This window comes from Fusibacter sp. A1 (assembly GCF_004125825.1).
Taxonomy (GTDB): domain Bacteria; phylum Bacillota; class Clostridia; order Peptostreptococcales; family Acidaminobacteraceae; genus QQWI01.
The window spans coordinates 285,124-310,449 of sequence record NZ_QQWI01000005.1; the positions used below are offsets into that span (position 1 = coordinate 285,124).

Annotated in this window: 24 protein-coding genes and 1 riboswitch; all 24 genes read right to left on the bottom strand. The window is 40.2% G+C overall.

Annotated features, from left to right (window positions below; translation table 11 throughout):
• Nucleotides 1-13: 13 nt before the first annotated feature.
• Nucleotides 14-1,057 carry a type IV pilus twitching motility protein PilT gene (locus DWB64_RS08975; RefSeq protein ID WP_129487888.1) on the bottom strand — a complete coding sequence of 348 codons (1,044 nt, stop codon included), beginning with the start codon at nucleotides 1,055-1,057 and terminating at the stop codon, nucleotides 14-16.
• Between the two features lie 27 nt (nucleotides 1,058-1,084).
• On the bottom strand, nucleotides 1,085-1,633 hold the full coding sequence (locus tag DWB64_RS08980; protein WP_129487889.1) for a PilW family protein: 549 nt from the start codon (nucleotides 1,631-1,633) through the stop codon (nucleotides 1,085-1,087).
• Nucleotide 1,634: 1 nt separating this feature from the next.
• Nucleotides 1,635-2,033, bottom strand: coding sequence for a prepilin-type N-terminal cleavage/methylation domain-containing protein (locus DWB64_RS08985; RefSeq protein ID WP_129487890.1), 399 nt, complete (start codon nucleotides 2,031-2,033; stop codon nucleotides 1,635-1,637).
• Between the two features lie 8 nt (nucleotides 2,034-2,041).
• On the bottom strand, nucleotides 2,042-3,205 hold the full coding sequence (locus DWB64_RS08990) for a hypothetical protein (protein ID WP_129487891.1): 1,164 nt from the start codon (nucleotides 3,203-3,205) through the stop codon (nucleotides 2,042-2,044).
• Between the two features lie 238 nt (nucleotides 3,206-3,443).
• Nucleotides 3,444-3,845, bottom strand: a complete 402-nt coding sequence (locus DWB64_RS08995; RefSeq protein WP_129487892.1) for a prepilin-type N-terminal cleavage/methylation domain-containing protein — start codon at nucleotides 3,843-3,845, stop codon at nucleotides 3,444-3,446.
• A 13-nt stretch (nucleotides 3,846-3,858) separates the two neighbouring features.
• Nucleotides 3,859-4,989, bottom strand: a complete 1,131-nt coding sequence (locus tag DWB64_RS09000; RefSeq protein WP_129487893.1) for a pilus assembly PilX N-terminal domain-containing protein — start codon at nucleotides 4,987-4,989, stop codon at nucleotides 3,859-3,861.
• Nucleotides 4,990-6,351: 1,362 nt separating this feature from the next.
• Nucleotides 6,352-6,663 (bottom strand): DUF960 family protein, encoded by a 312-nt coding sequence (locus DWB64_RS09005; RefSeq protein WP_129487894.1) that lies wholly within the window; start codon nucleotides 6,661-6,663, stop codon nucleotides 6,352-6,354.
• A gap of 884 nt (nucleotides 6,664-7,547) precedes the next feature.
• On the bottom strand, nucleotides 7,548-7,943 hold the full coding sequence (locus DWB64_RS19565; protein WP_129487895.1) for a prepilin-type N-terminal cleavage/methylation domain-containing protein: 396 nt from the start codon (nucleotides 7,941-7,943) through the stop codon (nucleotides 7,548-7,550).
• A 55-nt stretch (nucleotides 7,944-7,998) separates the two neighbouring features.
• Entirely contained in the window at nucleotides 7,999-9,216 is a 1,218-nt protein-coding gene (locus DWB64_RS09015) for a type II secretion system F family protein (RefSeq protein WP_243118965.1), read from the bottom strand.
• 18 nt (nucleotides 9,217-9,234) lie between these two features.
• Complete coding sequence (locus tag DWB64_RS09020; RefSeq protein WP_129487896.1) at nucleotides 9,235-10,293, bottom strand: type IV pilus twitching motility protein PilT; 1,059 nt, start codon at nucleotides 10,291-10,293, stop codon at nucleotides 9,235-9,237.
• Between the two features lie 10 nt (nucleotides 10,294-10,303).
• Complete coding sequence (locus DWB64_RS09025) at nucleotides 10,304-11,986, bottom strand: GspE/PulE family protein (RefSeq protein ID WP_129487897.1); 1,683 nt, start codon at nucleotides 11,984-11,986, stop codon at nucleotides 10,304-10,306.
• Nucleotides 11,987-12,004: 18 nt separating this feature from the next.
• Nucleotides 12,005-12,754: an A24 family peptidase gene (locus tag DWB64_RS09030; protein ID WP_129487898.1), complete on the bottom strand. Its 750-nt coding sequence runs from the start codon at nucleotides 12,752-12,754 to the stop codon at nucleotides 12,005-12,007.
• 145 nt (nucleotides 12,755-12,899) lie between these two features.
• Nucleotides 12,900-12,983, bottom strand: a riboswitch (cyclic di-GMP riboswitch).
• Between the two features lie 55 nt (nucleotides 12,984-13,038).
• Nucleotides 13,039-13,662: a uridine kinase gene (gene udk / locus DWB64_RS09035; RefSeq protein WP_129487899.1), complete on the bottom strand. Its 624-nt coding sequence runs from the start codon at nucleotides 13,660-13,662 to the stop codon at nucleotides 13,039-13,041.
• Nucleotides 13,663-13,665: 3 nt separating this feature from the next.
• Nucleotides 13,666-14,895 (bottom strand): U32 family peptidase, encoded by a 1,230-nt coding sequence (locus DWB64_RS09040; RefSeq protein WP_129487900.1) that lies wholly within the window; start codon nucleotides 14,893-14,895, stop codon nucleotides 13,666-13,668.
• A gap of 2 nt (nucleotides 14,896-14,897) precedes the next feature.
• Entirely contained in the window at nucleotides 14,898-15,542 is a 645-nt protein-coding gene (locus DWB64_RS09045; protein WP_129487901.1) for an O-methyltransferase, read from the bottom strand.
• A 7-nt stretch (nucleotides 15,543-15,549) separates the two neighbouring features.
• Nucleotides 15,550-16,569, bottom strand: coding sequence for an endolytic transglycosylase MltG (gene mltG / locus DWB64_RS09050; RefSeq protein ID WP_129487902.1), 1,020 nt, complete (start codon nucleotides 16,567-16,569; stop codon nucleotides 15,550-15,552).
• A 119-nt stretch (nucleotides 16,570-16,688) separates the two neighbouring features.
• The gene (locus DWB64_RS09055; protein ID WP_129487903.1) at nucleotides 16,689-18,374 is read right to left on the bottom strand and encodes a ribonuclease J; all 1,686 of its coding nucleotides are present in this window, start codon (nucleotides 18,372-18,374) and stop codon (nucleotides 16,689-16,691) included.
• 65 nt (nucleotides 18,375-18,439) lie between these two features.
• Entirely contained in the window at nucleotides 18,440-18,874 is a 435-nt protein-coding gene (locus DWB64_RS09060) for a Fur family transcriptional regulator (protein WP_129487904.1), read from the bottom strand.
• A 103-nt stretch (nucleotides 18,875-18,977) separates the two neighbouring features.
• Entirely contained in the window at nucleotides 18,978-19,217 is a 240-nt protein-coding gene (locus DWB64_RS09065; RefSeq protein ID WP_129487905.1) for a DUF1292 domain-containing protein, read from the bottom strand.
• Nucleotides 19,217-19,654: a Holliday junction resolvase RuvX gene (ruvX, locus tag DWB64_RS09070; RefSeq protein ID WP_129487964.1), complete on the bottom strand. Its 438-nt coding sequence runs from the start codon at nucleotides 19,652-19,654 to the stop codon at nucleotides 19,217-19,219. Before ruvX ends, DWB64_RS09065 begins: the two co-directional genes overlap by 1 nt.
• Nucleotides 19,655-19,664: 10 nt before the next feature.
• The gene (locus DWB64_RS09075) at nucleotides 19,665-20,621 is read right to left on the bottom strand and encodes an aldo/keto reductase (RefSeq protein ID WP_129487906.1); all 957 of its coding nucleotides are present in this window, start codon (nucleotides 20,619-20,621) and stop codon (nucleotides 19,665-19,667) included.
• The gene (locus DWB64_RS09080) at nucleotides 20,614-20,865 is read right to left on the bottom strand and encodes an IreB family regulatory phosphoprotein (RefSeq protein ID WP_129487907.1); all 252 of its coding nucleotides are present in this window, start codon (nucleotides 20,863-20,865) and stop codon (nucleotides 20,614-20,616) included. Before DWB64_RS09080 ends, DWB64_RS09075 begins: the two co-directional genes overlap by 8 nt.
• A 41-nt stretch (nucleotides 20,866-20,906) precedes the next feature.
• Complete coding sequence (gene alaS, locus DWB64_RS09085; protein WP_129487908.1) at nucleotides 20,907-23,531, bottom strand: alanine--tRNA ligase; 2,625 nt, start codon at nucleotides 23,529-23,531, stop codon at nucleotides 20,907-20,909.
• A gap of 564 nt (nucleotides 23,532-24,095) precedes the next feature.
• Complete coding sequence (gene mnmA / locus DWB64_RS09090; protein WP_129487965.1) at nucleotides 24,096-25,193, bottom strand: tRNA 2-thiouridine(34) synthase MnmA; 1,098 nt, start codon at nucleotides 25,191-25,193, stop codon at nucleotides 24,096-24,098.
• Nucleotides 25,194-25,326 lie beyond the last annotated feature (133 nt).

Genomic DNA, 25,326 nt, shown 5'->3' on the forward strand with positions numbered 1-25,326 from the left:
TTTTGTTTCGCCATTACTTCAAAATATTTTCCCTATCCGTCGCATACTCAAGCAAAGTTTCTCTATCTATGATATTCGTTTTATATAGTTGCTTCAAATTATCATCAAAAGTCTGCATTCCTGATCTTTGGCCAGTTTGAATAAAGGTGTGTAATTGGTGTACTTTGTTTTCACGCATCAAGTTTCTTATCGCCGGGGTTACAATCATGCTTTCAACAGACGCTATGCGGCCAGTTCCGTTTTTTCGCGGTACCAGACGCTGTGAAAATACTGCCATCAGCGAATTTGCAAGTTGCACCCTGATTTGCTGCTGATGGGTTGAAGGAAACACATCAATCATCCGCTCAATGGTCTGATAAGTGTTTCTCGTGTGTAAGGTTCCAAGAACCAGATGACCCGTCTCTGCAGCTGTAACTGCAGTCGAAATAGTCTCTAAGTCCCTCATCTCTCCGACCATGATAATATCAGGGTCCTGCCTTAATCCAGCTCGTAAAGCATCAGAGAATGTTTCACAGTCCCTGCCTACCTCGCGCTGTGTGATAATACTTTGCTTGTTCTTATGTATATACTCGATAGGATCCTCAATGGTTAAGATATGTTTTTTACTTCTTGAATTGATCGCATCAATGATCGCAGCAATGGTCGTTGACTTACCACAACCGGTGGGTCCTGTGACTATAATAAGCCCAGCGTTATAATTGCTAACTTTAGCTATCGATTCAGGTAGATCGAGTTCTTCTATCGTTGGAATGTCTTCAGTGATTATTCTACACGCAAGCCCGATTTTGCTGCTGTATCTAAAAATATTTATACGATAGGCACTATGATTATCAATTCGGTAAGAAACATCAAGTTGCCCCTTGTTCTCGAACTCAGTATATTTATATGAAGGAATCACATGTTTAGCAAAAGCATGCGTTTGATCCGCGCTTAAAACGTCATCGCTCGCAGGAATCAACTCCCCATCAATTCTTATAGTTACCGGATTCCCAACCGCTAAATGCACATCCGACGCGCCTTTATCAGCAGCGCTTTTTAAAATACTATCGATTGTCATGATATCTCCTTAGATGTATTGAATCTATTATTTTAAATATTTAACTGCCAGTTGATCATCAGTTACCGGAATCTGACTGGCTCCGCTAATCGTCAAATTGTTTAGTAATATCTCTGATTCCAATGAGTAAGTTTCATTGTTCAGCGTCTGTGAGATGCTCAGTTTTAACGTAGATCCATTCACCCTCGAAAAATAAGACGATGTAAGTGTGTCGTCCACATATGATCCAGAAGAACTAGTAACATACCCTATTGAAGGTGTTGTCGTATACTCATAAAACTTAACAGATCCATCACCTGAGATAATCGCATAATTATAAGCTGTATTCACGTCGATCTCATCTAGTGCTTTATCTATCTCAATCAACTCAAGTTCAGAGCAATTTCTCAGTTCCTTCGTCGCTTTAAGCAGAATCAGCCTTGTATCCGACTGCACATCGAACCGGTCAGTCGTTTTAAAAAACATCTTCTGTTCAAAATTAAAAAAAGAAAACACCGCTGTCACGACAATCGATAAGATAGCAATTACGACGATCAGTTCAATTAAAGTTAAGCCCTTAGTACGTGAATGTCTCATATCAATCTCCAAACGGTACAAATACAGTGAATGTCACAAAATCATTATTGTCATTGTAAAAAACTGCGATATCTACGTTACAGCCGGTGACTGTTAATAATGTCGACTCCATTACGTTGAAGTTGATTGGTTTGCTTTCATATAATGAAACATCCCCTGACTCACTTCCATATCCTTTTGAGCTTAAGTAGCTTTCAATACCAGATTCCGAAGTAAACGTGGTAGCAAACAGACTATCAGTGATCGTTTGAGTAATGTGTGTCGCATCAGTTCTATGACCTTCGTTAATCATATTAGTAAAACTAAAACTAAATAGTGTCAAGAACGAGACAATTATGATACTTAATATCGCGATAGCAACAATCAGTTCAATTAGTGTAAAACCTTTGATTTTATTCATTTTTTCACCTAGTAATCTGTATACTTGTTTTTTTGCATAACTATTAGTATATCTTCAAAAATAAAATCATCATCATTTGGTGGTATATAAGTAACACTTGGATGACTTTTACCAACAAAGCTGTCACAAATAATTCCACCTTCGATAAATGTCTTATCTGTATTAATCTGAACAAATGAAGCTGGTCCAATTATATACCCTTTCATCGCTTGACCTGCGGATGATTCAAATCTACCATCAGGGTTGAACAGATTTACTGTATCAGATGGATCTGGTGTTCCAAGAAAAATAAACAAATCATTTGGATCAGTTTCCTCACCTGCCGCATCTTTAACATGTAAATTAACACTACCACTCGTCTGGATGACCATGCTATTTTTAATAAACAATCTTACTTGACCTAAAAAGATGACCTCACCTTTCACTTCAAAATTATCCATTATTATATTGGTTATATTACCCTCGCTACCTAAATAAAGTGTCCCACCATTATTAACAGTGACCGACTTGTCATTTTGATTCAATGGATCTGATGAAGAATAATAGATGTTATTCGAATCAATGGTTAGAAAGTCTCCGTTCTTAACAGTGATTTCAGTTTCAACCGTAAATGGTGTTGGTATAGTAAATGGGTTGATTGTCATTTTTTGATTTTCATGTACAATCGCTTGATCATAATCCGCAGGAGCTAGAATGGTACTACCAGATTGTAGCGGACCTTCCAAATTTAAATTTTCCAAATCAAGCGCTTCATTTGAATAAATCACATTACCCAAAAAATCAATAGGATTATCAAGTACATTCAACTTAAGATTAAGAGACTCTGTGTTACCATTCACCCGACCAACACTACTTAACTCAACAGTCGTATCGATTGAACCCGAAAGAACCACTTCAAATGTTCCACTACCTAAATTTCCACTTAATACAGTGCCATTTGTAATTAAGTCTGTCACCTGATCTGGGTCATCAGTAAGCATTTTTGCCACGACCTCTAGACCAGATTTTGCAATAGCATAACTGTTGATTTCATCTTTAACTTCTAACGATAGGTTTGTTTCAGCTAAAGTTAAGGATAATAACGAAACTGACAATATCGATAATACAACTAAAACGATTATAACTAATACAAGTACCATACCCTTATTTTTACTCATTGATTCTTTATTCATAACCAAACCTCCTTAAGTAGGTTTAATCAAAGCACCTTACATTCACGAATTTTAGTATATATATATATATTATAACTTATTGACATGTATCTGTGTATATTTTCGATAATTTTTTACAATTTACCCATATGACGATATCGCTAAGCAAATCCTGTGTTTTTAGTGCAAAAACAAAAAAGTTGCAGTAACTGCAACTTTTGATTTTATCGACTTTCAACACTAACGAGACTTTTGGCTTTTAAAATGGAATAAACAACTTCATGGTCGACCGTTTCTCATGTTTTGAGTAAAAAACAACAACAGTCAATCTCACTCCATCAACACCTATTACTTGATCAGGCGTCACATTGTAGTTGACCGGTTTATTTACATATACCTCAACATCTGCTTCATTTGATTCTATACCGTGCCCCTGCAAACTAAAATAGCTCTCAATTTCGCTTTCGCTCGTATAATTACCAGAAGAAACACCATCAACAATCGACTGTGCCTTATAGCTTGCGCCTGTTCTGGATCCATTACTAGCAATATTGGTAAATGAAAATGCAAACAAATTTAAAAATCCAATCATTATAATACTAAGAATCGCCATCGCTAGAATCACTTCCACAAGAGTCATCCCATTTTTTTTCTTACTCATAGAATCACTCTCCCTAGTCCGAATACTTAGATTTTGCGTAGTTGTACTGTTTGACAACCGTAGTGGTTACTACAATACCATTTTCTGTCTCTGTAGTAGTGGTAGTGAATGATTCACCAAACACGTCCAAAAAATTAAAATCTACAATGTCGGCAACGTCAAATTCAGAATTTGCCTTATCAATATATTTATGTGCAATAAATCTCGCTTTGTTTTGACTGTGTTTTGTTTGAGTGGTCAACTCAGCTTCAGGTGCATAAATAAAGCCTCTGAATACGCCTTTAATATCAACGATGCCGCTATTAGCCTCTGTACCAACAAAAACAAACAGTTGGCTAGGTGAATTGTATATGTTCACTTCCGATTGAGTCGGTACATTAAAAGTATTTGTATATAAAACTACTTTCCCTTTTCCTTCTATGATGAGATTACTGTTATTCTTCAGATCCAAGTCATCAATTCTAACATATATTATATTATTAACATCACTACCAGTTTTGAAAGTTAGTGACTCTTGATTATACCCTGTGTAATAGCCACTTTCAGTAATTTGGGACACAAACGGTTTAGTAACACCTAAATCAGGGATAGAATGCATCGTATAATCTATGCCACCAGTTTTCAAACCAGCAGGAGCACTTTTATGAATTTTAGGTGTGGTATGTGAGTAAATACTATACTTAAATAAATCCACTGGAATACTTGTTGTTTTTGTAGTTTTAAGAATTGTTGTTGGTTCCTCTTGCGTAACAGTTAACTCACTTTCTGCAACTGCTACATCCAAGTAAAGTGTTTGATTACCAGAACTTGATTTTAATTTTATTTTCGACGCATCCTTCGCAACCACTTCAACAACTGCATTGCTACCAGAATCCATAAAATTCGCACTATCAATTAACTTGTCACCAACAAGTATTGAATTGAACTCGCTTTCCGTTTGCGTTTTAAGTTCTAAAAACTTTCCGGCAGTGTTAAGCGCCGACTTGGCAATGTTGTGCTCCTCTATAATTAAATCGTTTTGTATTGTAAACTTGTGATCAGCATGACTTGCAGTTAACACGCTGACACCTAAGATTGACAACACCGCCATGACAATTAGCACCCAAGCTAAAGCCATGCCTCTTTCTGATTTGATGCTAATCATATTTCCCCCTAAATCGAATTGATCTGTTAATTCCATCTTATACTTTTACCTTGCTTAAGCCTAAATGTTACTGTGTTTTTCTTATAGGACTTTAGACTTATTAACTATAACAAATTATGATAGCGAACGCAATGATTTGTACTGATAACCATGATTTTGGGAGCACTATTTTGCGATACAATCACTACGTTAAGGGAGATAAGCGCTTCTGAGGAAGAACCTAAGAATGGTACAGATTATGACGTTTCCATTGGCGCTCTATTGAACAAACCAACTATTTCCCTTAGCCTGTAATCTACCAACGGGTTGCCACCTCTATCCATCTTTTTATTACAGTTGATATCGGTCTCTACTTCTGTGCTTTTTTTATCTGTCTTTAAGCAAGGTACGTAAATACCGGATTTTCCTTAATATTTATATATGTGCTTGCAGGGCTTTCGATTTGGAGATACGACCTCATCACCACTCCTCAGTACGCTGAGGCTAGGAGCATGCTCGAGTAACTGCAATCATCCATGACGAAAATCTTCTCTGAGATAGATAGTGCTATTACCTCTATGTCCAGTGCGTATGCCGCTTCTCTCACTGGCACTTCTTTGCTATGTTTATTCCGAGCCTCCTCTGACCATCGCCTGAGTCAAGTTCTTGGTCTTCGAATACTTGCAGGTAATCAAATTCTTGACCTTCTCACCTTGCCTGATCAATTAGTCATCACAACACATCTTTGCAAGCGACTTGCGATCTGTTCCTTCACGGTATTCATCAAGTAACCGTCTCTTGATGTAATCCTTTGAATAGATTCTTGTTGGAATAACCACTTGCAGCCCTTAAAAAGCATGTAAACCTGCAGTGTTGTTTCAGTACCTAGATTCTCTGCAAAGTCTTTGTATATGCCACTTAGGTGTTCTATCTTATAGTCTTTGATAACACCACATCCTAAACTTCATCAACCGATAGCATGGTTTTCTTGTGTGTCATGATTATCTTGTCATCCTTTTGATCCATCCTGTAATGCTTTAGATCGTCCTTCGTTACAGCTAGTCCAACAAGTGCAGATATCAGTAGTGGCCAAAATAGTATTTCAAAGAAGAACCCAGCTTCTGAGCGTTTACGCCATTTCTCTTTGCTTCTGCATTTGGTCAGTTCTTTAGCAACCGTCTCCGCTAAAGAGCCTTCTAGTATGATTCTGCCATACTATTCTGTAACCGCTTCAGATAGACTCTTTTCATTGTTTACTATTGTCGTCTTGTTCAGATTATAGCTTTTTATCATCGTCGGCCTCCTTGGTTTAAGTCTATAATACCGTTATACAACGGATATTCTTGTGCATCATTCCTGAAATAATGCAGTGTATAGTTCCGTTTAATATTCACTGGCCAGTAGATACGTAATGACTTCTCCCTCTAAGCCATAATCATCAGAAATGATGTATACTTTTTCAGTGATTGCTGTATCAGTAACAAATTCAGTCGTTGTTGAGTATGGTGGCTCTTCCCGAGAGTGTGCGATGGCCTGCATGCTAAAAAAATCAGCAGTATCTACGCTCAGTTCAAATACCTGTAAATAGTCAACTTCATTACCGATATTTTCTGATTGGTTAACAAACACTTCAACCATTGCTTCAACCACTTGCTGGATATGGACCGGTATTCTGTCGGCAAAGCCTCTTGTCATAAATGTTCATCCTCTGAATGTACTCATATTTTTCCTCCAAAAAAACAAAAATAGAGAAGGCATCTGCCCTCTCCGCTTATGTGGTTGACTGTAACATGAACTGCTACAGCCTCTGTACAAGTTAATAATATATTAATGAACTCTATGTATTACAGGACAAGTCCTCTCAGCCCCTTTTTAACCGTTTTTATCGACCGTATCGACATGAGATGCTTGGCTAGAAAAAATCGAAGCTCACTAAAGTTTTTAAATTCTGCTGCCAGTTCTAAGACTATTTCAGTTAGCACGTAAAAATCATATATCTTTATCAGGATTATAATCACTTTCTAAAATAAAGATTTACAAATTAGATAGTAATTATGCTGTTATCGATTTCCTGCGACAATTCTTTGCAAAATACTGCTTTTGTTTTGGGCAACATAAAAGTTTTCATATATTAGCAAAACCGACAAAAGAGCCAACCCGTTTGGATTGGCAGCCTTAAGTGATATTTTTTGATTTTTGCTTATGGTATTTTGGGAAAATATTGTTATCACTAGAGACTTGCCCTTTTTCCACTATTCTTATTTTTTGTAGTGAACCTGATCTACAACCTTCCCTGTTTCTAACTTCTGAATCGTCAGTTTCGATAAAAAAAACCGCCATACTGACGATTCTATTTGCACTAACTATATAGTGATAATCAAAACTAATCCAAAGTTCAAAGCGGACTAGTAGATTTTATCTACTAACCCGCCTTTAGTTTTTATTATTTTTGCTCTTTACCAACATCAGTATACAAAGAACCAAAAGTGTCGATGCACTAGTCATGCACGACTCACTTGATTAGCTAAGTATTGAACACATACGAATTGCACCTGTGACTAAACTTGTTGTGACCATCATTAATCCGGAGTAATTACACCTGTAGCTGAATTAATTATAGGAGGTGTTACAGCGCCAGTTGCTGCATCTACTTCCCACGTAAAGGAGTGATTTATATTATTTGCAACTTTAAAAGTTGCATTTGAATCTATTAGCGACAATCCAGAGATTAAACCAGTAGTTTCAGCAGATGTAATTGTAACATCTGCTGTTATTGTTCCGTTAGCAACACCAATTGCTACAGCTCTTGAAATCACATCATAAGTCTGTTTGTCAGCATTAATTTTTGCAGTTGTTGTGAATCCTCCAAGTCTAGGAATCGCAATAGCCGCCAATATAGCCAAAATTGCAATAACCACAATCAGTTCAATAAGGGTGAACCCGCCTTTTCTTTTCTTCTGTAACACCTTCATCATGTTTTTTTCCTCCTAAAGAATTGTTTTGTTTTTGTCTATGTTTAATGTCATCCTATTACTGCACCGTTTGCATCATGTCAAACATTGGCAGCATCATTGAGATGACAATAAAACCGATAATTAATGCCATTACGACGATCATTAATGGTTCGATCATTGTTACGAGTCTTTGTATTGCAGCTTCGAGTTCTTCGTCGAAGTAATCTGCTGTTTTTTCGAGCATTTCTTCAAGAGCACCTGACTCTTCACCGATACCTACCATGGAAATGACCATGGGTGGAAAAATGCCGACTTTTTTTAATAAGGAACTTAACTTTTCGCCTTTTTTTATATCTTCTGCAACTTGCGCCAAGCCTTCAATCACCACCATATTGCCTGTGACACTTGCTGATGATTCAAGTGCTTGAATGATTGGTATACCACTTGCCAGTAAAGTGGATAGTGTTCTTGTAAACCTTGAAGTCGCAATTTTCGCAACCGAACTGTTGACAATCGGAATTTTAAATTTCAACTTATCGACCGCACGTTTGCCCTCTTTTGATTTTAAAATCGCTCTACCTAAATAATAAAGGCCTGCCGCTCCAGCAATAAATAAATACCAGTAGGTTTTGAGGGCTGAACTGATTCCCATTAGTATCAGTGTTGGAGTCGGTAAGGGAACACCGGAGCTTTCAAACATGCCTACAAAGGTCGGCATGATAAACACTAAAAGAAAGGTTACCACCACGACTGCCAATACAGATAAAATTGCAGGATAAACCAAGGCGCCTTTGATTTTAGTCTGGATTTTGTTTTCTTTGGTAAAGTGGTCTGACATTCTCATCAATACGCTGTCCAAATTACCGGTAAGTTCACCGGACTCCACCATGTTGATCAGCAATGCAGGAAAAGCATTCGTATGTTTTTTCATCGTGCTAGATAGAATTTCGCCTTTTTGAACGTCAAGTGCCATCTGTTTTACCGCTTTTTTAAGCGTTAAGTTATCCGATTGGCTCTCTAGTACATCCAGTGCTGAAATCAGAGGCATACCTGCGTATAGCATGATGTGCAGTTGTTTACAAAACACGGCGATGTCTTTGGCTTTTACTTTCGGTTGAAAGATGGATAGCTCTGCTAAATCTTTACTTTTAGCTTGCTCCTCTTCAATTTTAACCGGTTTATGTCCTTTTGCACGAATCATTTGAATGACATCGTCTTTTGATTCTGCCTTATAGGTACTGGTTAGCATTTTTCCATGCGTATCGATTTCTTTGCATATGTATAAGCTTGTCACTTGGGCCCCCTTGTATGTTTAATATAGTCCCAATTGCTTGGCTACGTGTTCGGATTCTACTGCGAACTTTTTTAGTGTCAACTCGTCGATGGTCCTTGTCCTGTACAACTCAAGCAGCGACGCGTCCATGGTCTGCATCCCCATCTTGCTTCCTGTTTGAATGACTGTTTGGATCTGGTGCGTTTTGCCTTCTCTGATCAAGTTTCTGATCGCTGGGGTTGCCACCATGATCTCGAGTGCGACCACTCTGCCTAGACCGTTAGCCTTTGGCAACAACTGTTGGGATACAACAGCTTCAAGTACAGACGCCAATTGAACGCGTATCTGCTGTTGCTGATGCGGTGGAAAAACGTCGATTACACGGTCGATTGTCTTAGCGGCTCCGATGGTATGTAATGTAGAAAATACCAGATGGCCTGTTTCTGCTGCTGTAATTGCCGTACTTATGGTTTCTAGGTCGCGCATCTCTCCTACTAAAATCACGTCTGGATCTTGTCTTAAAGCAGATCTTAACGCATTAGAAAAACTGTGGGAATCTTGCCCTATTTCGCGTTGATTCACCATACTGCCGCTGTGCTTATGTAAATATTCTATAGGATCTTCAACTGTGATGATGTGCTCGTGTCTGGTTTGATTAATGGTGTCGATCATTGCAGCAAGCGTTGTAGATTTACCGCTTCCTGTTGGTCCTGTCACAAGGATAAGGCCCCTTCTCTTTTCTGTCAATGTTTTCATGATAGGTGGTAGCGACAAGTCATGCATACTTGGTATGGTTAGCGCGACTACCCTGATTGCGGCGCTATAGGTACCTCGTTGCCGATATACATTCACACGGAAACGACCAAGACCCGGATTGGAATAAGAGAAGTCGAACTCACCAAGCTCTTTAAGTTTTGCAAGCTGGCTTGTGCTCATCATCTGGGTGACCAGTTCGTTTGTATCTTCGGGTTTAAGCTTTTCTTCGTTGAGATGCATCAACTCACCGTTCACTCTGATGATTATCGGTGAAGCGACCGTGATGTGAACGTCTGATGCTTTTCGATTGATCGCCTGTTCTAAAACATCAAGAATCGTCATACTTTTCTCCTTAAAGTTCGTAATTATAGGTTACCCTTAACATTTCTTCAACCGATGTAACCCCTTGTAGCACTAAATCCTTACATGAATCATAGAGTGTCAGCATGCCATTTTGACGCGCCTTGTCTTTAATCACTTCCGAATTCGCGCCCGATGTTATTAAATTTCGAATGTCCCTATCGACCAGAAGCACCTCGTGAATAGCTGTTCTTCCAAGATATCCAGTCTGGTTACATACGTTACAACCAGAACCCTTGTACAATACAACGCTTTCATGGCTTTCTAAACCCAGAGCTAAGCGTTCTGTATCAGAAGCCTCGTGAGTGACTGTACATTTAGGACAAATCTTTTTTACAAGACGTTGCGCTAAAATACCAACTGTCGCGGTAGAAACCAAGAAAGGCTCTATGCCCATATCCACTAGCCTTGTAACAGAGCTTGCCGTATCGTTCGTATGAAGTGTAGACAAGACGATATGGCCTGTGATCGCTGCTCTGATAGCTATTTCTGCGGTTTCTGCGTCTCTGATCTCACCGACCATTACGATATCCGGGTCTTGCCGTAGAATCGACCTTAAACCGCTAGCAAACGATAGCCCAGCCTTATTATTGACTTGCACCTGATTGACACCTTCTAAACGATATTCAACAGGATCTTCAACGGTGATGATGTTTCGGTTGATTCTGTTCAGTTCTTTTAAAATGGCATAAAGCGTAGTTGTTTTACCACTGCCTGTCGGCCCGGTTACAAGTATGATACCCTCAGGAACCTTAAGTACTCTATTTAATCTATCCAAATTGTGTTCAGAAAAACCAAGTTGCTCTTTTGTTGCCACCACGTTGGTTCTGTCAAGTAGTCTGATTACCACTTTCTCGCCATATACGGTTGGTAGTACGGAGATACGCATATCAATAGGGTGTCCGTCGATAATCGCTTCCACACGTCCATCCTGAGGAATTCTACGTTCGGATATGTTCATTTTTCCCATTATCTTAATACGGGTCACAATCGCCAGGTGGGTATGTCTACCTGGACTCATGATTTCTCTAAGCTCACCATCGATACGGTATCTGATACGCACCTGTTTTTCAAATGGTTCTATGTGAATGTCACTGGCTTTAGATTTAACCGCCTGGCTGATGATACCGTTTACAAGGCGAACCATTGGTGCATTTGTGACGCCTTCATCTTCAACCACAACGTCGTCGCCGTCGCTATCGATCAGCTTTGAGTATTCTTCGGCTGCTTTTTCAGTATCGTCTGCCGAATCATAGTATCTCTCGATAAGCTGCTCGATATCCTTGCTTGGACTGATCACAATTTCAAGTTCAAGACCTGAGGCAATTCTGATATCATCCTTTGCTATCATATCAAGAGGGTCTGCCATTGCAACGACCAATCGATTGTTTTTAAAACCTATCGGCAACGCCTGATGTCTGAGCGCTAGGCTTTCATTTATTATTTTTGGTACCTTAGGATCTATGTAATAGGAATTCAGGTCGACATAAGAAATATCGAACTGAAGCTCTAAAACGCTATAAAGCTGCGCTTCTGTAATCAAGTGCTTGTTTAATAGAACTGTTCCTAATTTCAAGTTATGTTGTTTTTGCTCTTCTAAGGCTTCGTGAAGTTCGTCTAGTGTAAGATAACCCTGATCTATCAATATGTCGCCTAATCTTTTTTTCTTAATCATATATGTCCCCTATCAAGGTTATAAAATAGCTTGTAAGATCGTTGGATAAAACAATACTGAAAGTAGAATGCCTAGACTCAAGAAAGGTCCAAACGCGACTGCATCCTTTACTTTTTTTAGTTTAAACAGTAGTAGTACACTCACAAATATGCCGGATGTCGTAAAGGCAATCAAGTAGGCTGATATAACAGCAATCGGACCAATAAGAAGACCTGAAAAAAACATCAGCTTCAAATCACCCATACCCATGATCTCTACCTTTAAGAATACTCCAACCACAACCAGAAATAAGATGAATCCACCACCGTAAAGTCCTCCCAAAAGAAACATTCTAAGAGAAATTTGTCCAACAATCAAGTTGATTACAGCTAGTACACCGATACTCAAGTTTAAGGAATTAGGTATGATCTTGTGGTCGATATCGATAAACGTGACGCATATCAGCATAGATGATAATACCATTACTATAAAGGAGTTTAGGGATAATCCATATACCATATATGCAATGATATAGACTATTCCATTCAAGCCTTCAATTAAAGGATATCTAATGGAATACGGCTGACCGCAGTGTCTGCATTTTCCTCTAAAGATCAAATAGCTAAAAACAGGTATTAGGTCTAAAGGTTTTAGTTCTGTATGGCAGCTACCACATTGCGACCTTGGAGCGACGATGCTTTTATTTAGCGGTAATCTATAAATCACAACGTTTAAAAAGCTGCCGATTACGATTCCGTATACACCAATGAATAGGATTGCTAAGATCAAAGTTGAACCCCCGATGAATTATGTTTTAATTGTAATAAGTACTTCTAATTATAATGCTATTGCATCTTTCTTACAACTCAAATGGTAAAAATAAACCATTTTATCCATGAAATGACGCAAAAAATAAAATCGGCTGCAGTAATAACACTGCAGCCGATCGATCATAGCGAACTCGCCTTAGACTCAAGCTTTGCGTCCTACGTTTTCACGTAGTTTGCCTAAATATTTGTTTGATATTTAACTACTTACAGTATAAAACAAATTATACATTAAGTAAATCCTTTTTATATTGATTTCATCAACTGAGTTCTGATTGTAGCAACCATTACATCGATTGCTACTCTATTGAATCCACCTTCTGGAATGATGATGTCAGCGTATTTCTTGCTTGGTTCGATAAAGAGCTCATGAGCCGGTTTAACAGTCAACATGTATTGGTGAATCACAGAGTCTAGCGTTCTTCCACGTTCCTCGATATCCCTTTTGATTCTTCTTACGATTCTCAGGTCGGAATCGGTATCGACGAAGATCTTAATATCCAGTTGCTCTCTAAGTCTTTCATCCTCAAGCAGCATAATGCCTTCTACGATGATGATGTCTCGCGGTTCAACCTTTAAACGGTTGGAGCTGCGAGTATGTTCAGAAAAATCATACATTGGTTTCATGATTGGTTTTCCGGCCTTTAGCGTCTTGATATGCTCGATTAAAAGCTCAGTATCAAAAGCAAGCGGATGGTCGTAATTTGTTTTTATACGCTCACTCATCGACAAATGAGATTGATCCTTATAATAGGCATCTTGTTCCAGTATGGCGATCTTCTTTTCGGGTACAGATTCAAAAATTGATTTAGCTACTGTACTTTTTCCAGAACCAGAACCTCCGGTTATTCCAATCACGAGTGGTTTCATGTGTTATTCTCCCTTTTGTTTTCTAATGATATCAAGCGGTTTGACAGGTTGCTCCATTTTAATATATATTGTTTGCTGCGCGTGTGGAGCTACTTCGATTGGCGCATGATTCTTATCATACATTTCTGTAATCACTTGGGTATACCCAAAATAATCAGGTCCTATGATTTCTATCTCATCATTGATAAAAATTCTATTACGCTGTTCAATTTCAGCAAGTCCTGTCGATTCATCGTATGATTTTACAACACCTGCAAAATCATACTCTCTGATGTAAGCGCTCGAACTATAAAGCTGCGATTCAAGACCTGCTTTTTCTTGATAAAAACCTGTTGTGAATTCACGATGACTCGCCTTTTCAATCTCATCGATCCATTCTTTCTTAAACGTATAATTCTCAGGATCCTTATAATACGTATCAATCGCCTCGCGATAGACTCGCACGACATTCGCTACGTAGTACACGCTCTTCGAGCGACCTTCGATCTTAAGACTGTCAAGTCCTGAGTTGATGAGTTCTGGAATAAACTCGATCATGCAAAGGTCTTTCGAATTGAAGAAGTAGGTCCCGCCTTCGTCTTCTGTAACCGGGAAATACTCGCCAGGTCTTGTTTCTTCGACTAAGTGGTACTTCCATCTGCAAGGATGAGAACATTCGCCTTTGTTGGCATTTCTTCCTGACATATAGTTGGATATCAAGCATCTACCCGAATAGGAAATACACATGGCTCCATGGACAAAGGATTCCAGTTCTAAGGTATCAGGTGTATTTTCCTTAATTTCAGCTATCTCTTCAAATGAAAGTTCTCTCGCAAGGATGACTCTTTTTATCCCCTGCTCGTGCCAGAACCTTGCACTCATGTAGTTGGTATTGTTTGCTTGAGTGCTTAAGTGAATCTCGGCATCAGGCATTTTTTCTTTGATGAACATAAACGTTCCGGGATCGGACAGAATGAACGCGTCAAAAGGAATGTCTTTTATCATTTCAATATAATGGTTAAGCTCGTTCAAGTCTTCGTTATGAGGAATGATATTTAGTGTAAGGAAGACCTTTTTTCCTCTTGAATGGGCGTATTCGATCCCTTCAAGCATTTGCTCTTCATTGAAGTTTCTCGAACTTGCTCTAAGCCCAAAAACTTCTCCGCCGATATAAACCGCATCAGCACCATAGTTGATTGCAAATTTCAGTTTATCCAGGTCACCCGCAGGTGCCAACAATTCAATTTTTTTCATGGTTAATCCTTTCTGATTGAGAGCATAATGCCGTCCCCAACGGTCATTAATGAACTATAAAAACCCTTGTGATTCGACGTATAATCTACAAAGGCGTTCAAACGGGTATAAATCGTCTTTTGCCTTCTGGCAAATGGAAGCCCCGCTGTTATTCCTTTAAAAAGTACATTATCCGTCAGTATCATACCCCCGGATGCGACCAACCTTTCAGCTTTGTGAAAATAATCAAGGTATTGCCCTTTGGCAGCATCTATAAATATAAAATCAAACGTTTGACCTTGCTCGACTAGCGTCGACATCACTTCTGATGCGTCGCCTAAATACTGCTGTACACGGTCCGTCAGATTTAAACTTTTAAAATGATTACGCGCGACTTCGTAGCTTTTTTCACTGATTTCTATCGTGGTCAAATGGGCACCACAGTTCAACAGCATCAGACTGCCTGAAAATCCGATGGCGGTACCGACCTCAAGAATACGTGTCGGCCTTTTTAAGATGATTTGTGTACGCAAAAAAGCAGCCGCATCATTGGTGATGATCGGCACTTTTTCTTTAAGCCCAAGTTCTCTGATTGCGACAAGCTGAGGCTCGATGTAATTCATTTTTTTATCTACATAAGTTAAGACGTGATCGTCGATATAGCTCATTTTGCACCTACTGCCCTAATTTTTGCTCAGCTTCAGCCTTTGCTTTTAAATGTTGATTGTAAGTCGTGCTAAAACTATGTTTACCATCATTGTCACCAGATACCACAAAATAGAGATAGTCGGTATCCGCAGGATAAAGCACTGCGTTTATTGCTTCTTTATCAGGTGAAGCGATTGGCGCAGGTGGTAAACCTGTGTACATATAGGTGTTGAAGGGAGAATCGATTTCTAGGTCAGCGAAAAGTATCTTATCTTTTCTTTCTTGCAGCTCGTACTGGATCGTAGCACAAGATTCCAGCTTTTGGCCGATGTTAAGTCTGTTGTGAAACACACTCGCAATAATAGCAAGCTCCTCTTCGACCTTACATTCCCTTTCAACAATAGAAGCTAAAGTGATTGCCTCATTGATCGATAAACCAAGATCCAACGTGCGTTTGTAAAACTCATCTGTATAGATTTTGTCAAACTGGTCCAGCATGGCTTTCAAAATAGCGAGTTCGTCACTACCAGCTCTTAACTCGTAGGTCGCTGGATATAAGAATCCTTCTAACCTAAATTTATAGGTTCTGTCTGGCTCTATGAATCTATAGTCAAATTCATAGTTTTCGGCAAGGTCCATAAAGACATCCCTATCAATCAGACCTTCTTTTTCCAACCTATCGACGATCATCGAAAACTCATATCCTTCTGGAATGGTAAACTTGAATGTTTCGATATATACCTCTCCTTTTGCAAGCTTAGTGATGATTTCTTCAGAAGACATCGCCTTTGACAACATGTAATCACCTGCCTGCAGCTTGCCGTCTACTTCTTTTTCTTGAACAAGCATTTTAAATGCCCAGTCCGCTTTTATGAGTTCGGATTCCATCAAGAGGGCTCCGATCCTCTTTGTGGTCGCTCCTTTTGGAACAGTAAATAAGATCTCTGCATTGTCGGTTGGATCCACAGCGGCTGAATACTCTTGAACATCACAGCCGCTTAATAGAATAACCAGCAGGATCATTAGGAACATGCTATATTTTTTCATGAATTTCTCCCTGTCGATTTGCTAAACACCTAAAGTATATTATACGACAGAATGCTAGGGTTTTCAATTAAATTGACACCATAAAAAAACAGCATCGCAAGCGATGCTGTTTTAAAAGACTATTTGTTAGACACACTCTTATCGGCAGGAACTTCCATGATAACCGGAAGTATCATCGGCCTACGTCTCATTTCTTGATAAATATGTTCACTAAGCTCGTTTTTGACTTTGGATTTGATCGTCGACCATTCCTTGACACCACGATCTTGCAAACGTGTGACGACATTTTCAAGTTTTGTCTTTGCTCCTTTTAAGAAGACTTCAGATTCTCTTACATAAACAAAACCTCTTGAGATAAGATCAGGTCCTGCAACGATCTTGCCGTTAGTATCCATTGACATGATTACCATGATCAGGCCTTCTTCAGAAAGGATTCTACGATCCCTTAAGACGATGTTACCTACATCACCCACACCCAGTCCGTCAATAAGTGTAGGACCAGCTTCAACCTTGCCTACAACTGCTGCGGATTCTTTAGTGAACTCGAGCACATCGCCATTGGCAATGATGAAGATGTCATCTCTGCTCATACCCATTCTTTGAGCCAGTAGTGAATGCTGCATAAGATGCGCATACTCACCGTGAACAGGAACGAAGAATTTTGGTCGAACAAGTGAATGAATCAGTTTTAGCTCTTCTTGACAAGCGTGTCCCGATACGTGGACATCAGCAAGAGAGTTATAAATAACATTAGCACCCTGTTCAAATAGTTTGTTGATGACTTTGTTCACGCTTTTTTCGTTACCTGGTATCGGTGTAGAAGAAAGGATTACCATGTCACCGTTTCTAATTTGCATAGCAAAGTGATCTTTATTTGCCATTCTTGTCAGTGCCGACATCGGTTCGCCCTGCGATCCGGTCGTTACTACGCATATTTCATTGTCAGGATACCCGTGGATATCCTCAACATCAATAAGCATGCCTGTCGGTATGTTCAAATAGCCGTTATCAGCAGCTACTTGTGATGTGTTCAGCATACTTCTTCCAGAAAAGGCGACTTTTCTGTTGTTGGCATGTGCCGCATTAACGATTTGCTGGATACGGTGTACATTAGATGCGAAACTGGCAACAATGATTCTTGCCTGATCAGCATGTCTGAACAGCGTTTCAAAGGTATCTCCAACACTGGACTCACTCATCGTGTAGCCTTTTCTGTCTGCATTGGTTGAATCAGCAAACAAAGCAAGTACACCTTTTGCGCCAAGATCGGCAAACTTTTGTAAATTGATTGGATCATTGTCAATAGGAGTAAAGTCGATTTTAAAGTCTCCTGTATGGATTACTCTACCGATCGGCGATTCGATACAAAGCGAAACCGCATCAGGAATACTGTGACTCACACGGATAAAATCGATTGTGAATGAGCCAAGACCGACCTTGTTATCAGGCTTAACCGTGATAAGCGTTGGCATCTTGATCGATTTGTGCTCAGAAAGCTTTCTTTCGATAAGCGCCAGTGTCAGCTTTGTCGCATAGATCGGCACGTTCATCTCCCGTAAAAGATATGGAATAGCGCCGATGTGGTCCTCGTGACCGTGTGTGATGAACACACCTTTGATTTTTTCTTTGTTCTCAATTAAGTAATTCAGGTTTGGTATGACTACATCGATACCAAGCATGTCTTCCTCAGGGAACTTTAACCCGCAATCTACTACAATAATTTCATTACCGTATTGGTAAGCTGTCATATTCTTACCGATTTCGTTTAAACCACCCAGAGGAATAACTTTTAACGTTCTCTTCATTTTAATTCCTCCTAATTATTTTCAAAAAAATTGAACCCAGGTTAATAATCACCTGGGTCTTCTGATTACTGACACTCTTTACAAAGACCGAAGAATTTTAACTTGTGGTCTTCAATTTTAAATCCATACTCTTTTTCAATTCGCGCTTCAAGTGGCTCAAGCAAGTCATCTTGAACTTCACTTACTTTTCCACATCCAGTGCAAATCAAATGATGATGATGATGTGAATCCTCATCAAGGTTCAACTCATATCTAGTCAAACCGTCGTCCAGGTTTAACTTTGATAAAATAGACATATCGCTAAGTAACTGTAGAGTTCTATATACTGTTGCAAGACCGATGTCCGGGCAGTCGCCACGCACGATATCATAAATTTCTTCTGTGCTAAGGTGTTCGCCTTGATTGTCGATTACAACATCTAAAATAGCTCGACGCTGTGGCGTCAATTTATAACCTTTATTTTTAAGTGCTTCTTTTAATTGATCAAAGTTGATTGCCATATGATCCCTCTTTCGTTTTCAGTTGGAAATGATTATTAATTACGTCAATGATATCACGACGTAAGTTAAAAAGCAACACCTAAATGAAAATCAGTTGAGAGAGTTATTCATTTAGCTCATAGTAGGCATCGATTACTTCTTGTAGCTCGTCTTCGTTTTCGACAATCTCAAAAGTCTCCTCATCGCCTTTTTTTTCAATTCTGAAAATGTAATCCTCATCATCCTCTTCATCGTTAAGGATCGCGTACTCCGTATCGTTGATCTTTAGTGTTGCGACAACTACAAGTTCAAAAGGTTGGTCGTACTCATCTAGTAGTGTTACACGTTTAATTGAATCGCTCATTATCTGTTCCCTCCGTCTAAATAACTCTGTAAAATGACCATCGCAGCCATCTTGTCAACTATGCTCTTACGCTTTGCACGGCTTAAATCAGCCGTAATCATCATCTTTTCAACCTGAGTAGTAGTTAGTCTTTCATCCCAATAAACCACATCGACGTCCCAGTCTATGCGTTTACCGTATCTGATTTTCTTTTCAATCTGCTTGACAAAGGCTTCGACCTTTTCAGTCTGAGGACCTTTTGAAGCGTTCATATTCAGAGGTAAACCGACCACTAACTTTGTCACATGGTATTCCTCGATGTAGTCGATCATATGGTTTACATCTTCTTTAACACTCACGCGCCTGTAGTTTTCCAACCCTTGTGCGGTATAACCAAGCGGATCGCTGATCGCTATGCCGACTGTGGCGTCCCCCACATCTAGTCCTAAAAATCTTATCATCCTTACCTCATATTATCTTTATACAAAAATCGGCGCATTTTTTACTGCAATATCCGCATAAGACACATTTACCGCGGTCGACAACCATCTTATCGGATAATGCGTCAAAACTTAGCGCTCCATGCTGACAAGCGCTTATACAAGCCTTGCATCTGGTGCACCACGGGTCAATGCTGATTCTTTTCTTCTTTGATTTCAATCGTTCATATAGTTCAGGTTCGATGTCTTCGCCACTGATCCGCTTTACGTTAAAGTCGATCTCGTCTTCGTGCTGCATGCCTAAGGCGTAACTGTGAAAACACGTCTGACTTAATGCGAAATCAAACGCCGCATCCCTATCCGAAAGCAGATTTCCGCCTCCTAAAACCTTCATGCCGTAGATCCCTCTACCGCTGTCATAGGCTTTTGTGATAGCAGCGTGCATTTCATCCCTAGTACCACCCTGAATTCCTATACCTGCGATATTGAAGATCGGATGAATCACTTCTATTTCAGGGTAGTTCAACGCTGCAGAAACAGCATCCACATAATGTGTGCTGATCCCCACCGCCCTGATCTTTCCTTCTTTTTTTAGTTGATGATAGGTCTCAAGAGCTTCGTAGTGACCTCTTATGGTATGATCGCTTTCCTGCTCGTGCATGAGCCAGATATCTATGTACTCCCTGCCAAGTTCTTTTAAAGCCCGCTCGACAGTCTGTCTAGCGCCCTTCTCATCATAAGCGTATGACTTTGATGCGATGACCATGTTATGCTTTCCTATAAGGTCAAGCGCATTTTTGATATGGGCATAATTATCATACAAATCAGCGGTGTCAATAAAATTGACACCGCGATCATATGCATAGGCTATTAATTGTCCAGCACGGTCAACAGGTAGATTGGCTTGTAAAGGCCCAAGTGTCAAAGACCCGTAGCAAAGCCTGGATACCTCGATGCCCGTATTACCGAGGATTTGCTTACGCATTTTCCTCAGCCAGGAATTCTTTTAAAAGTTCTTCAAGGATTTCATCACGTTCTACGCGTCTGATCAGATTACGCGCGTTTCCCTGTGAGGTAATATAGGTTGGATCACCAGAAATAAGATAACCGACCATTTGATTGATGGGATTATATCCTTTAGCTTCTAGTGCGCGATGTACCTCAGAGAGGATTTCTTTAATTTCGATTGACTTATCTTTTTCAACTGTAAATCTTACTGTTTTTGACATCTAATCACCCCTTTATTGTAGTATTACCCTTTTACTTTATTTTAAACCAATGTAGGCAATAGTGCGAGTGCATCTTTCAATTTAGAAGCATCTTTTCCACCTGCTTGCGCCATGTTAGGACGGCCGCCGCCGCCACCGCCACAAGCTTTTGCCAATTCTCTTACAATATTACCACAATGCGCACTATTTTTTACAGCGCTTTCATTGGCTTTTGCGATAAAGTTTACTTTATCTCCTGTAACATTTGCGATGACAACAAGAACAGCCTCTTCCTTACTCGTCATTTGATCAGCGATGTTTCTGAGTACGTCTTGCTCTTGATCTTCAAATTCAACAACAATCACCTTCGTGCCATTGATGATCTGTGCATTCTTCTCGATATCTGAAAGACTTGCATTTGCTACAGCCTGCTTCATTTTTGTGAATTCTCTAGTGAGTGTTTTGTTCTCGTCAACTAAAGCTACCGCTTTTTGTACTACGTCTTCTCTTTTGCTCTTAAGTGCAGTAACGGTATCATCAAGAATCGATTCCACTTGATTGAGGTAATGATAGACACCACGGCCTGTAATGGCTTCAATTCGCCTCACGCCAGCTGCGACACCAGCCTCTGAAGTGATTTTGAAAAGACCGATTTCTGAAGCATGTTTAAGGTGCGTACCACCGCAAAGTTCCATGCTATAATCGCCGATAGTGACCATACGGACAAGCTCACCGTACTTTTCACCAAAGAGAGCCATAGCTCCGCGTTTTTTCGCCTCTGCGATCGGCAGTTCCTCTACTGTGACAGGCATACCAAGGAATACTTTTTCATTGACGATTTGCTCCACCTTTGACACTTCCTCAAAGCTCAGACCTTGGAAGTGGGTAAAGTCAAATCTTAGACGATCCACTTCAACTAGTGAACCAGCCTGTTCGATGTGTCCGCCAAGCACATCCTTAAGCGCCTGATGTAAAAGATGAGTCGCCGTATGGTTTCTAGCGATATCAAGTCGTTTGTCCTCACCGACCTCAGCAGAAATCATATCTCCTTTTTTCAGGCTACCTTCAATTAACGAAACGTGATGCAAGATCGTACCTGTTTTCGCCTTTTGAGTATCGGTAACCATAAGTTTTGCAGTAGTCGAAGTCAATACACCGGTGTCGCCCGATTGTCCACCGCTCTCAGCATAAAAAGGAGTACAATCAAGAACAACAAGCCCTTTTGTTTCGCCCGAAAGCTCATCAACCAGCTGACCGTCTTTAAGGATTGCGATAACAGTAGCATCATATTGCGTCTTTTCATAACCTACAAACTCTGTAGCAAGTCCGACAAGCGCTTCTGTCGCATCACCTGACCAACCTAAGGAATCCGAATCCCTGGAACTTCTAGCACGTTCCTTTTGAGCTTCCATTTCACTTTCAAAAGCTTTCTCGTCTACGCTAAGCTGATGTTCCTTAACAATTTCAAGCGTCAGGTCAAGCGGGAATCCGTAAGTGTCATATAATTTGAATGCGAGTTCGCCAGTCAATACATTTTTACCAGCATCGATAGTATCTTTGATATAGCCTTCTAAAATGGTAAGCCCCTGATCAATCGTCTGTTCGAAGCGATCTTCTTCAATGGCAATCACTTTTTTAGTGTAATCCTGTCTTGCAATCAGCTCAGGATATGCTTCTCCGAACACTTCAATCACCGTATCAACCAGTTCAAATAAGAACGCGCCTTGTATACCAATCAGTCTACCGTGTCTTGCAGCACGTCTTAATAGCCTTCTAAGAACATAACCCCTGCCCTCGTTGTTAGGCATTACCCCATCGGTAACCAGGAAGGTCACCGCACGTATGTGGTCTGTGATGATTCTTATCGACGTATCCGTCTTATGATCGGCACCGTAAACTTTTCCGCTTCTTTGTGCGATCTGATTTCTAATATGCACCATGGTATCGATATCGAATATCGAGGTCACATCCTGCATCAGGCAAGCGATACGCTCAAGGCCCATGCCGGTATCGATGTTGGGATTCTTAAGAGGAGTCATCTCGCCTTTTTCGTCCTTTTCGAATTGAGTGAATACTAGGTTCCAAAACTCAACAAACCTGTCACAGTCACAACCTGGCTTGCAATCAGGGTCACCACAACCGTAAGCTTCGCCTCTGTCGTAATAGATTTCAGAACATGGACCGCATGGGCCTGTTCCTGTTCCGATTTCCCAGAAGTTATCTTCTTTTCCTAGTCTGACAATCCTATCGGCGGGAACATTCTCTTGTTTCAACCAGATGTCATACGCTTCGTCGTCTTCAAGGTAAACCGTTACCCAAAGCTTATCAAGCGATAGTTCCAGTTCCTGCGTGATGAACTCCCAGCTGTATCGGATCGCTTCTTTTTTGAAGTAATCACCAAAAGCGAAGTTACCAAGCATCTCGAAGAATGACGCGTGTCTTGAAGTATGTCCTACATTGTCGATATCGTTCGTTCTGATACACTTTTGGCAAGTTGCCATGTTCTTGCTTGGCGGTTCTTGAACGCCGGTGAAAAAGTCTTTTAAAGGCACCATGCCGGCATTTATAAGCAGAAGCGTCTTATCCGATTGCGGTACTAGGGGGTAGGACGGTTGAACTAGATGTCCGTTTCTTTCAAAGTAATCTAAGAATCGTTTTCGTATTTCGTTTAGACTCATGGTTTTCATGGGGGGTATCTCCTTTGTTTGTGTTTTTTGTGGAGTTTTTGGGTTGTTTGTTTTTTTTGCTTGTTGCGTTTAGTTTGTGTGGTTAGTTAGTTACATTAAAATTTTGTGGCATCGTTATTACTGCTCCGGTCCGTCAATAAAAGACATTGACTTACACCGGTTACGAACAAAGTACGTTCGTAAATGACTTACACCGGTTACGAACAAAAAGCGTTCGTAAGCAAAAACAAAAAATACCCTCCAGTGACGTACTGACTTAGGGACGAGCAAATGCCCGCGGTACCACCCTAATTATCTGTGATCACTCAGAAGGTTCTAAACCTATCAATTTAACGCATTGCTACGGGTTTGGCTACAAATCAGGTTCACCAATCCAGCTCGGAAGCTGCTTCTATCCTTTTGAAAGCTTTCAGCATGTTTCACTTTCTCTCTAGTGTTAAGGAATTCTCTCTTCGTCTTCGCTTTTTATTATTCAATGAATATATAGTATCAGAAGTTGCGCGGATTGGCAAGTAGAAAGAGGTACAGCCCTCTTTTACAGGCTGTACCTCTAGTTATTTCTGATTATCTGACTACTGATTCGATAAATCCGCCACCGATGACTTCATCGCCCACGTAGAAAGCAACTGCCTGCCCTGGGGTGATGGCCCTTTGAGGCTCATCGAAGATGACTTCGTATTTTCCATTTCCTAGAGGCCTGATCACAGCAGGTGACTCTCGTTTTGTGTGACGTATCTTTGCGGCAATCTGCATCTCACCATTTAACTCGTCAAAGCTGATCCAATTCACTTCGCGTGCTATAAGCCCCTTTGCAAACACGTCGTCATTTGAACCTAAAATAACATCGTTTGTCACATGGTTGATCGCAACGACATACATGGGTTTCCCAAAGGTCATGCCTAAGCCCTTACGTTGACCGACCGTATAGTAGATGATCCCCCTATGTCTACCCAAGACATTTCCGTCAAGATCGACAAAGTTACCTTCTGGCACCATCTCTTCAATATTTTTGACAAGAAAGTTCGCATAGTCGTTGTCTGGAATAAAACAGATTTCCTGGCTATCCGCTTTCCTTGCGATAACAAAATCGAGCTTCTCAGCGATTTGTCGTACTTCTTCCTTGGTTTCAAACTCACCGATTGGCATTAATGTATGGGCAAGCTGGTCCTGCGTAAAGTTCGTGAGCATGTAGGTCTGGTCCTTGCTCATTTCCTTTGAACGCATCAGCTTATATCGATTGCTCTCTTCATCATGGACAATCTTAGCATAGTGGCCTGTAGCCACATAGTATGCGCCAAGTTCTTTTGCCTTTTGAAGCAGTTTATCAAATTTGATGTACTTATTGCACATCACGCATGGATTAGGCGTTTCACCTTCCTCATACGAGTCTACAAAGTAATCGATGACATGCTCTTTAAATGGCGCCTTAAAATTAACCACATAAAAAGGTATATCCAAGCTTGCTGCCACTCGTCTCGCATCCTCGACAGCAGACAAACTACAGCATCCACCGTAATTTTCAACATACTCGTCATTGGGGTCATCCCAAAGCTTCATGGTGACGCCGATAACCTCATATCCCTGTTCTTTTAACAGATAAGCTGCCACAGTGCTGTCCACACCGCCCGACATGCCTATTACCACTTTTTTCTTATCAAGCATAAATGCCATCAACCTTTCTCGCTACGGTTAAAAGCCGCGCTACTCATTCTTAATTCATGTTAACCTATTAATCTTACTTGAAACGTACTGATTTGTAAACATCCAGTAAAAAAGCACCCGCATTCGGGTGCTT

Coding starts and splice junctions, on each gene's coding strand:
- DWB64_RS08975 (WP_129487888.1), bottom strand. CDS start 1,057: ATGACAATCGATAGTATTTTAAAAAGCGCTGCTGATAAAGGCGCGTCG.
- DWB64_RS08980 (WP_129487889.1), bottom strand. CDS start 1,633: ATGAGACATTCACGTACTAAGGGCTTAACTTTAATTGAACTGATCGTC.
- DWB64_RS08985 (WP_129487890.1), bottom strand. CDS start 2,033: ATGAATAAAATCAAAGGTTTTACACTAATTGAACTGATTGTTGCTATC.
- DWB64_RS08990 (WP_129487891.1), bottom strand. CDS start 3,205: ATGAATAAAGAATCAATGAGTAAAAATAAGGGTATGGTACTTGTATTA.
- DWB64_RS08995 (WP_129487892.1), bottom strand. CDS start 3,845: ATGAGTAAGAAAAAAAATGGGATGACTCTTGTGGAAGTGATTCTAGCG.
- DWB64_RS09000 (WP_129487893.1), bottom strand. CDS start 4,989: ATGATTAGCATCAAATCAGAAAGAGGCATGGCTTTAGCTTGGGTGCTA.
- DWB64_RS09005 (WP_129487894.1), bottom strand. CDS start 6,663: ATGACAAGAGGCTTTGCCGACAGAATACCGGTCCATATCCAGCAAGTG.
- DWB64_RS19565 (WP_129487895.1), bottom strand. CDS start 7,943: ATGATGAAGGTGTTACAGAAGAAAAGAAAAGGCGGGTTCACCCTTATT.
- DWB64_RS09020 (WP_129487896.1), bottom strand. CDS start 10,293: ATGACGATTCTTGATGTTTTAGAACAGGCGATCAATCGAAAAGCATCA.
- DWB64_RS09025 (WP_129487897.1), bottom strand. CDS start 11,986: ATGATTAAGAAAAAAAGATTAGGCGACATATTGATAGATCAGGGTTAT.
- udk (WP_129487899.1), bottom strand. CDS start 13,662: ATGAAACCACTCGTGATTGGAATAACCGGAGGTTCTGGTTCTGGAAAA.
- DWB64_RS09040 (WP_129487900.1), bottom strand. CDS start 14,895: ATGAAAAAAATTGAATTGTTGGCACCTGCGGGTGACCTGGATAAACTG.
- DWB64_RS09045 (WP_129487901.1), bottom strand. CDS start 15,542: ATGAGCTATATCGACGATCACGTCTTAACTTATGTAGATAAAAAAATG.
- mltG (WP_129487902.1), bottom strand. CDS start 16,569: ATGAAAAAATATAGCATGTTCCTAATGATCCTGCTGGTTATTCTATTA.
- DWB64_RS09055 (WP_129487903.1), bottom strand. CDS start 18,374: ATGAAGAGAACGTTAAAAGTTATTCCTCTGGGTGGTTTAAACGAAATC.
- DWB64_RS09060 (WP_129487904.1), bottom strand. CDS start 18,874: ATGGCAATCAACTTTGATCAATTAAAAGAAGCACTTAAAAATAAAGGT.
- DWB64_RS09065 (WP_129487905.1), bottom strand. CDS start 19,217: ATGAGCGATTCAATTAAACGTGTAACACTACTAGATGAGTACGACCAA.
- DWB64_RS09075 (WP_129487906.1), bottom strand. CDS start 20,621: ATGCGTAAGCAAATCCTCGGTAATACGGGCATCGAGGTATCCAGGCTT.
- DWB64_RS09080 (WP_129487907.1), bottom strand. CDS start 20,865: ATGTCAAAAACAGTAAGATTTACAGTTGAAAAAGATAAGTCAATCGAA.
- alaS (WP_129487908.1), bottom strand. CDS start 23,531: ATGAAAACCATGAGTCTAAACGAAATACGAAAACGATTCTTAGATTAC.
- mnmA (WP_129487965.1), bottom strand. CDS start 25,193: ATGCTTGATAAGAAAAAAGTGGTAATAGGCATGTCGGGCGGTGTGGAC.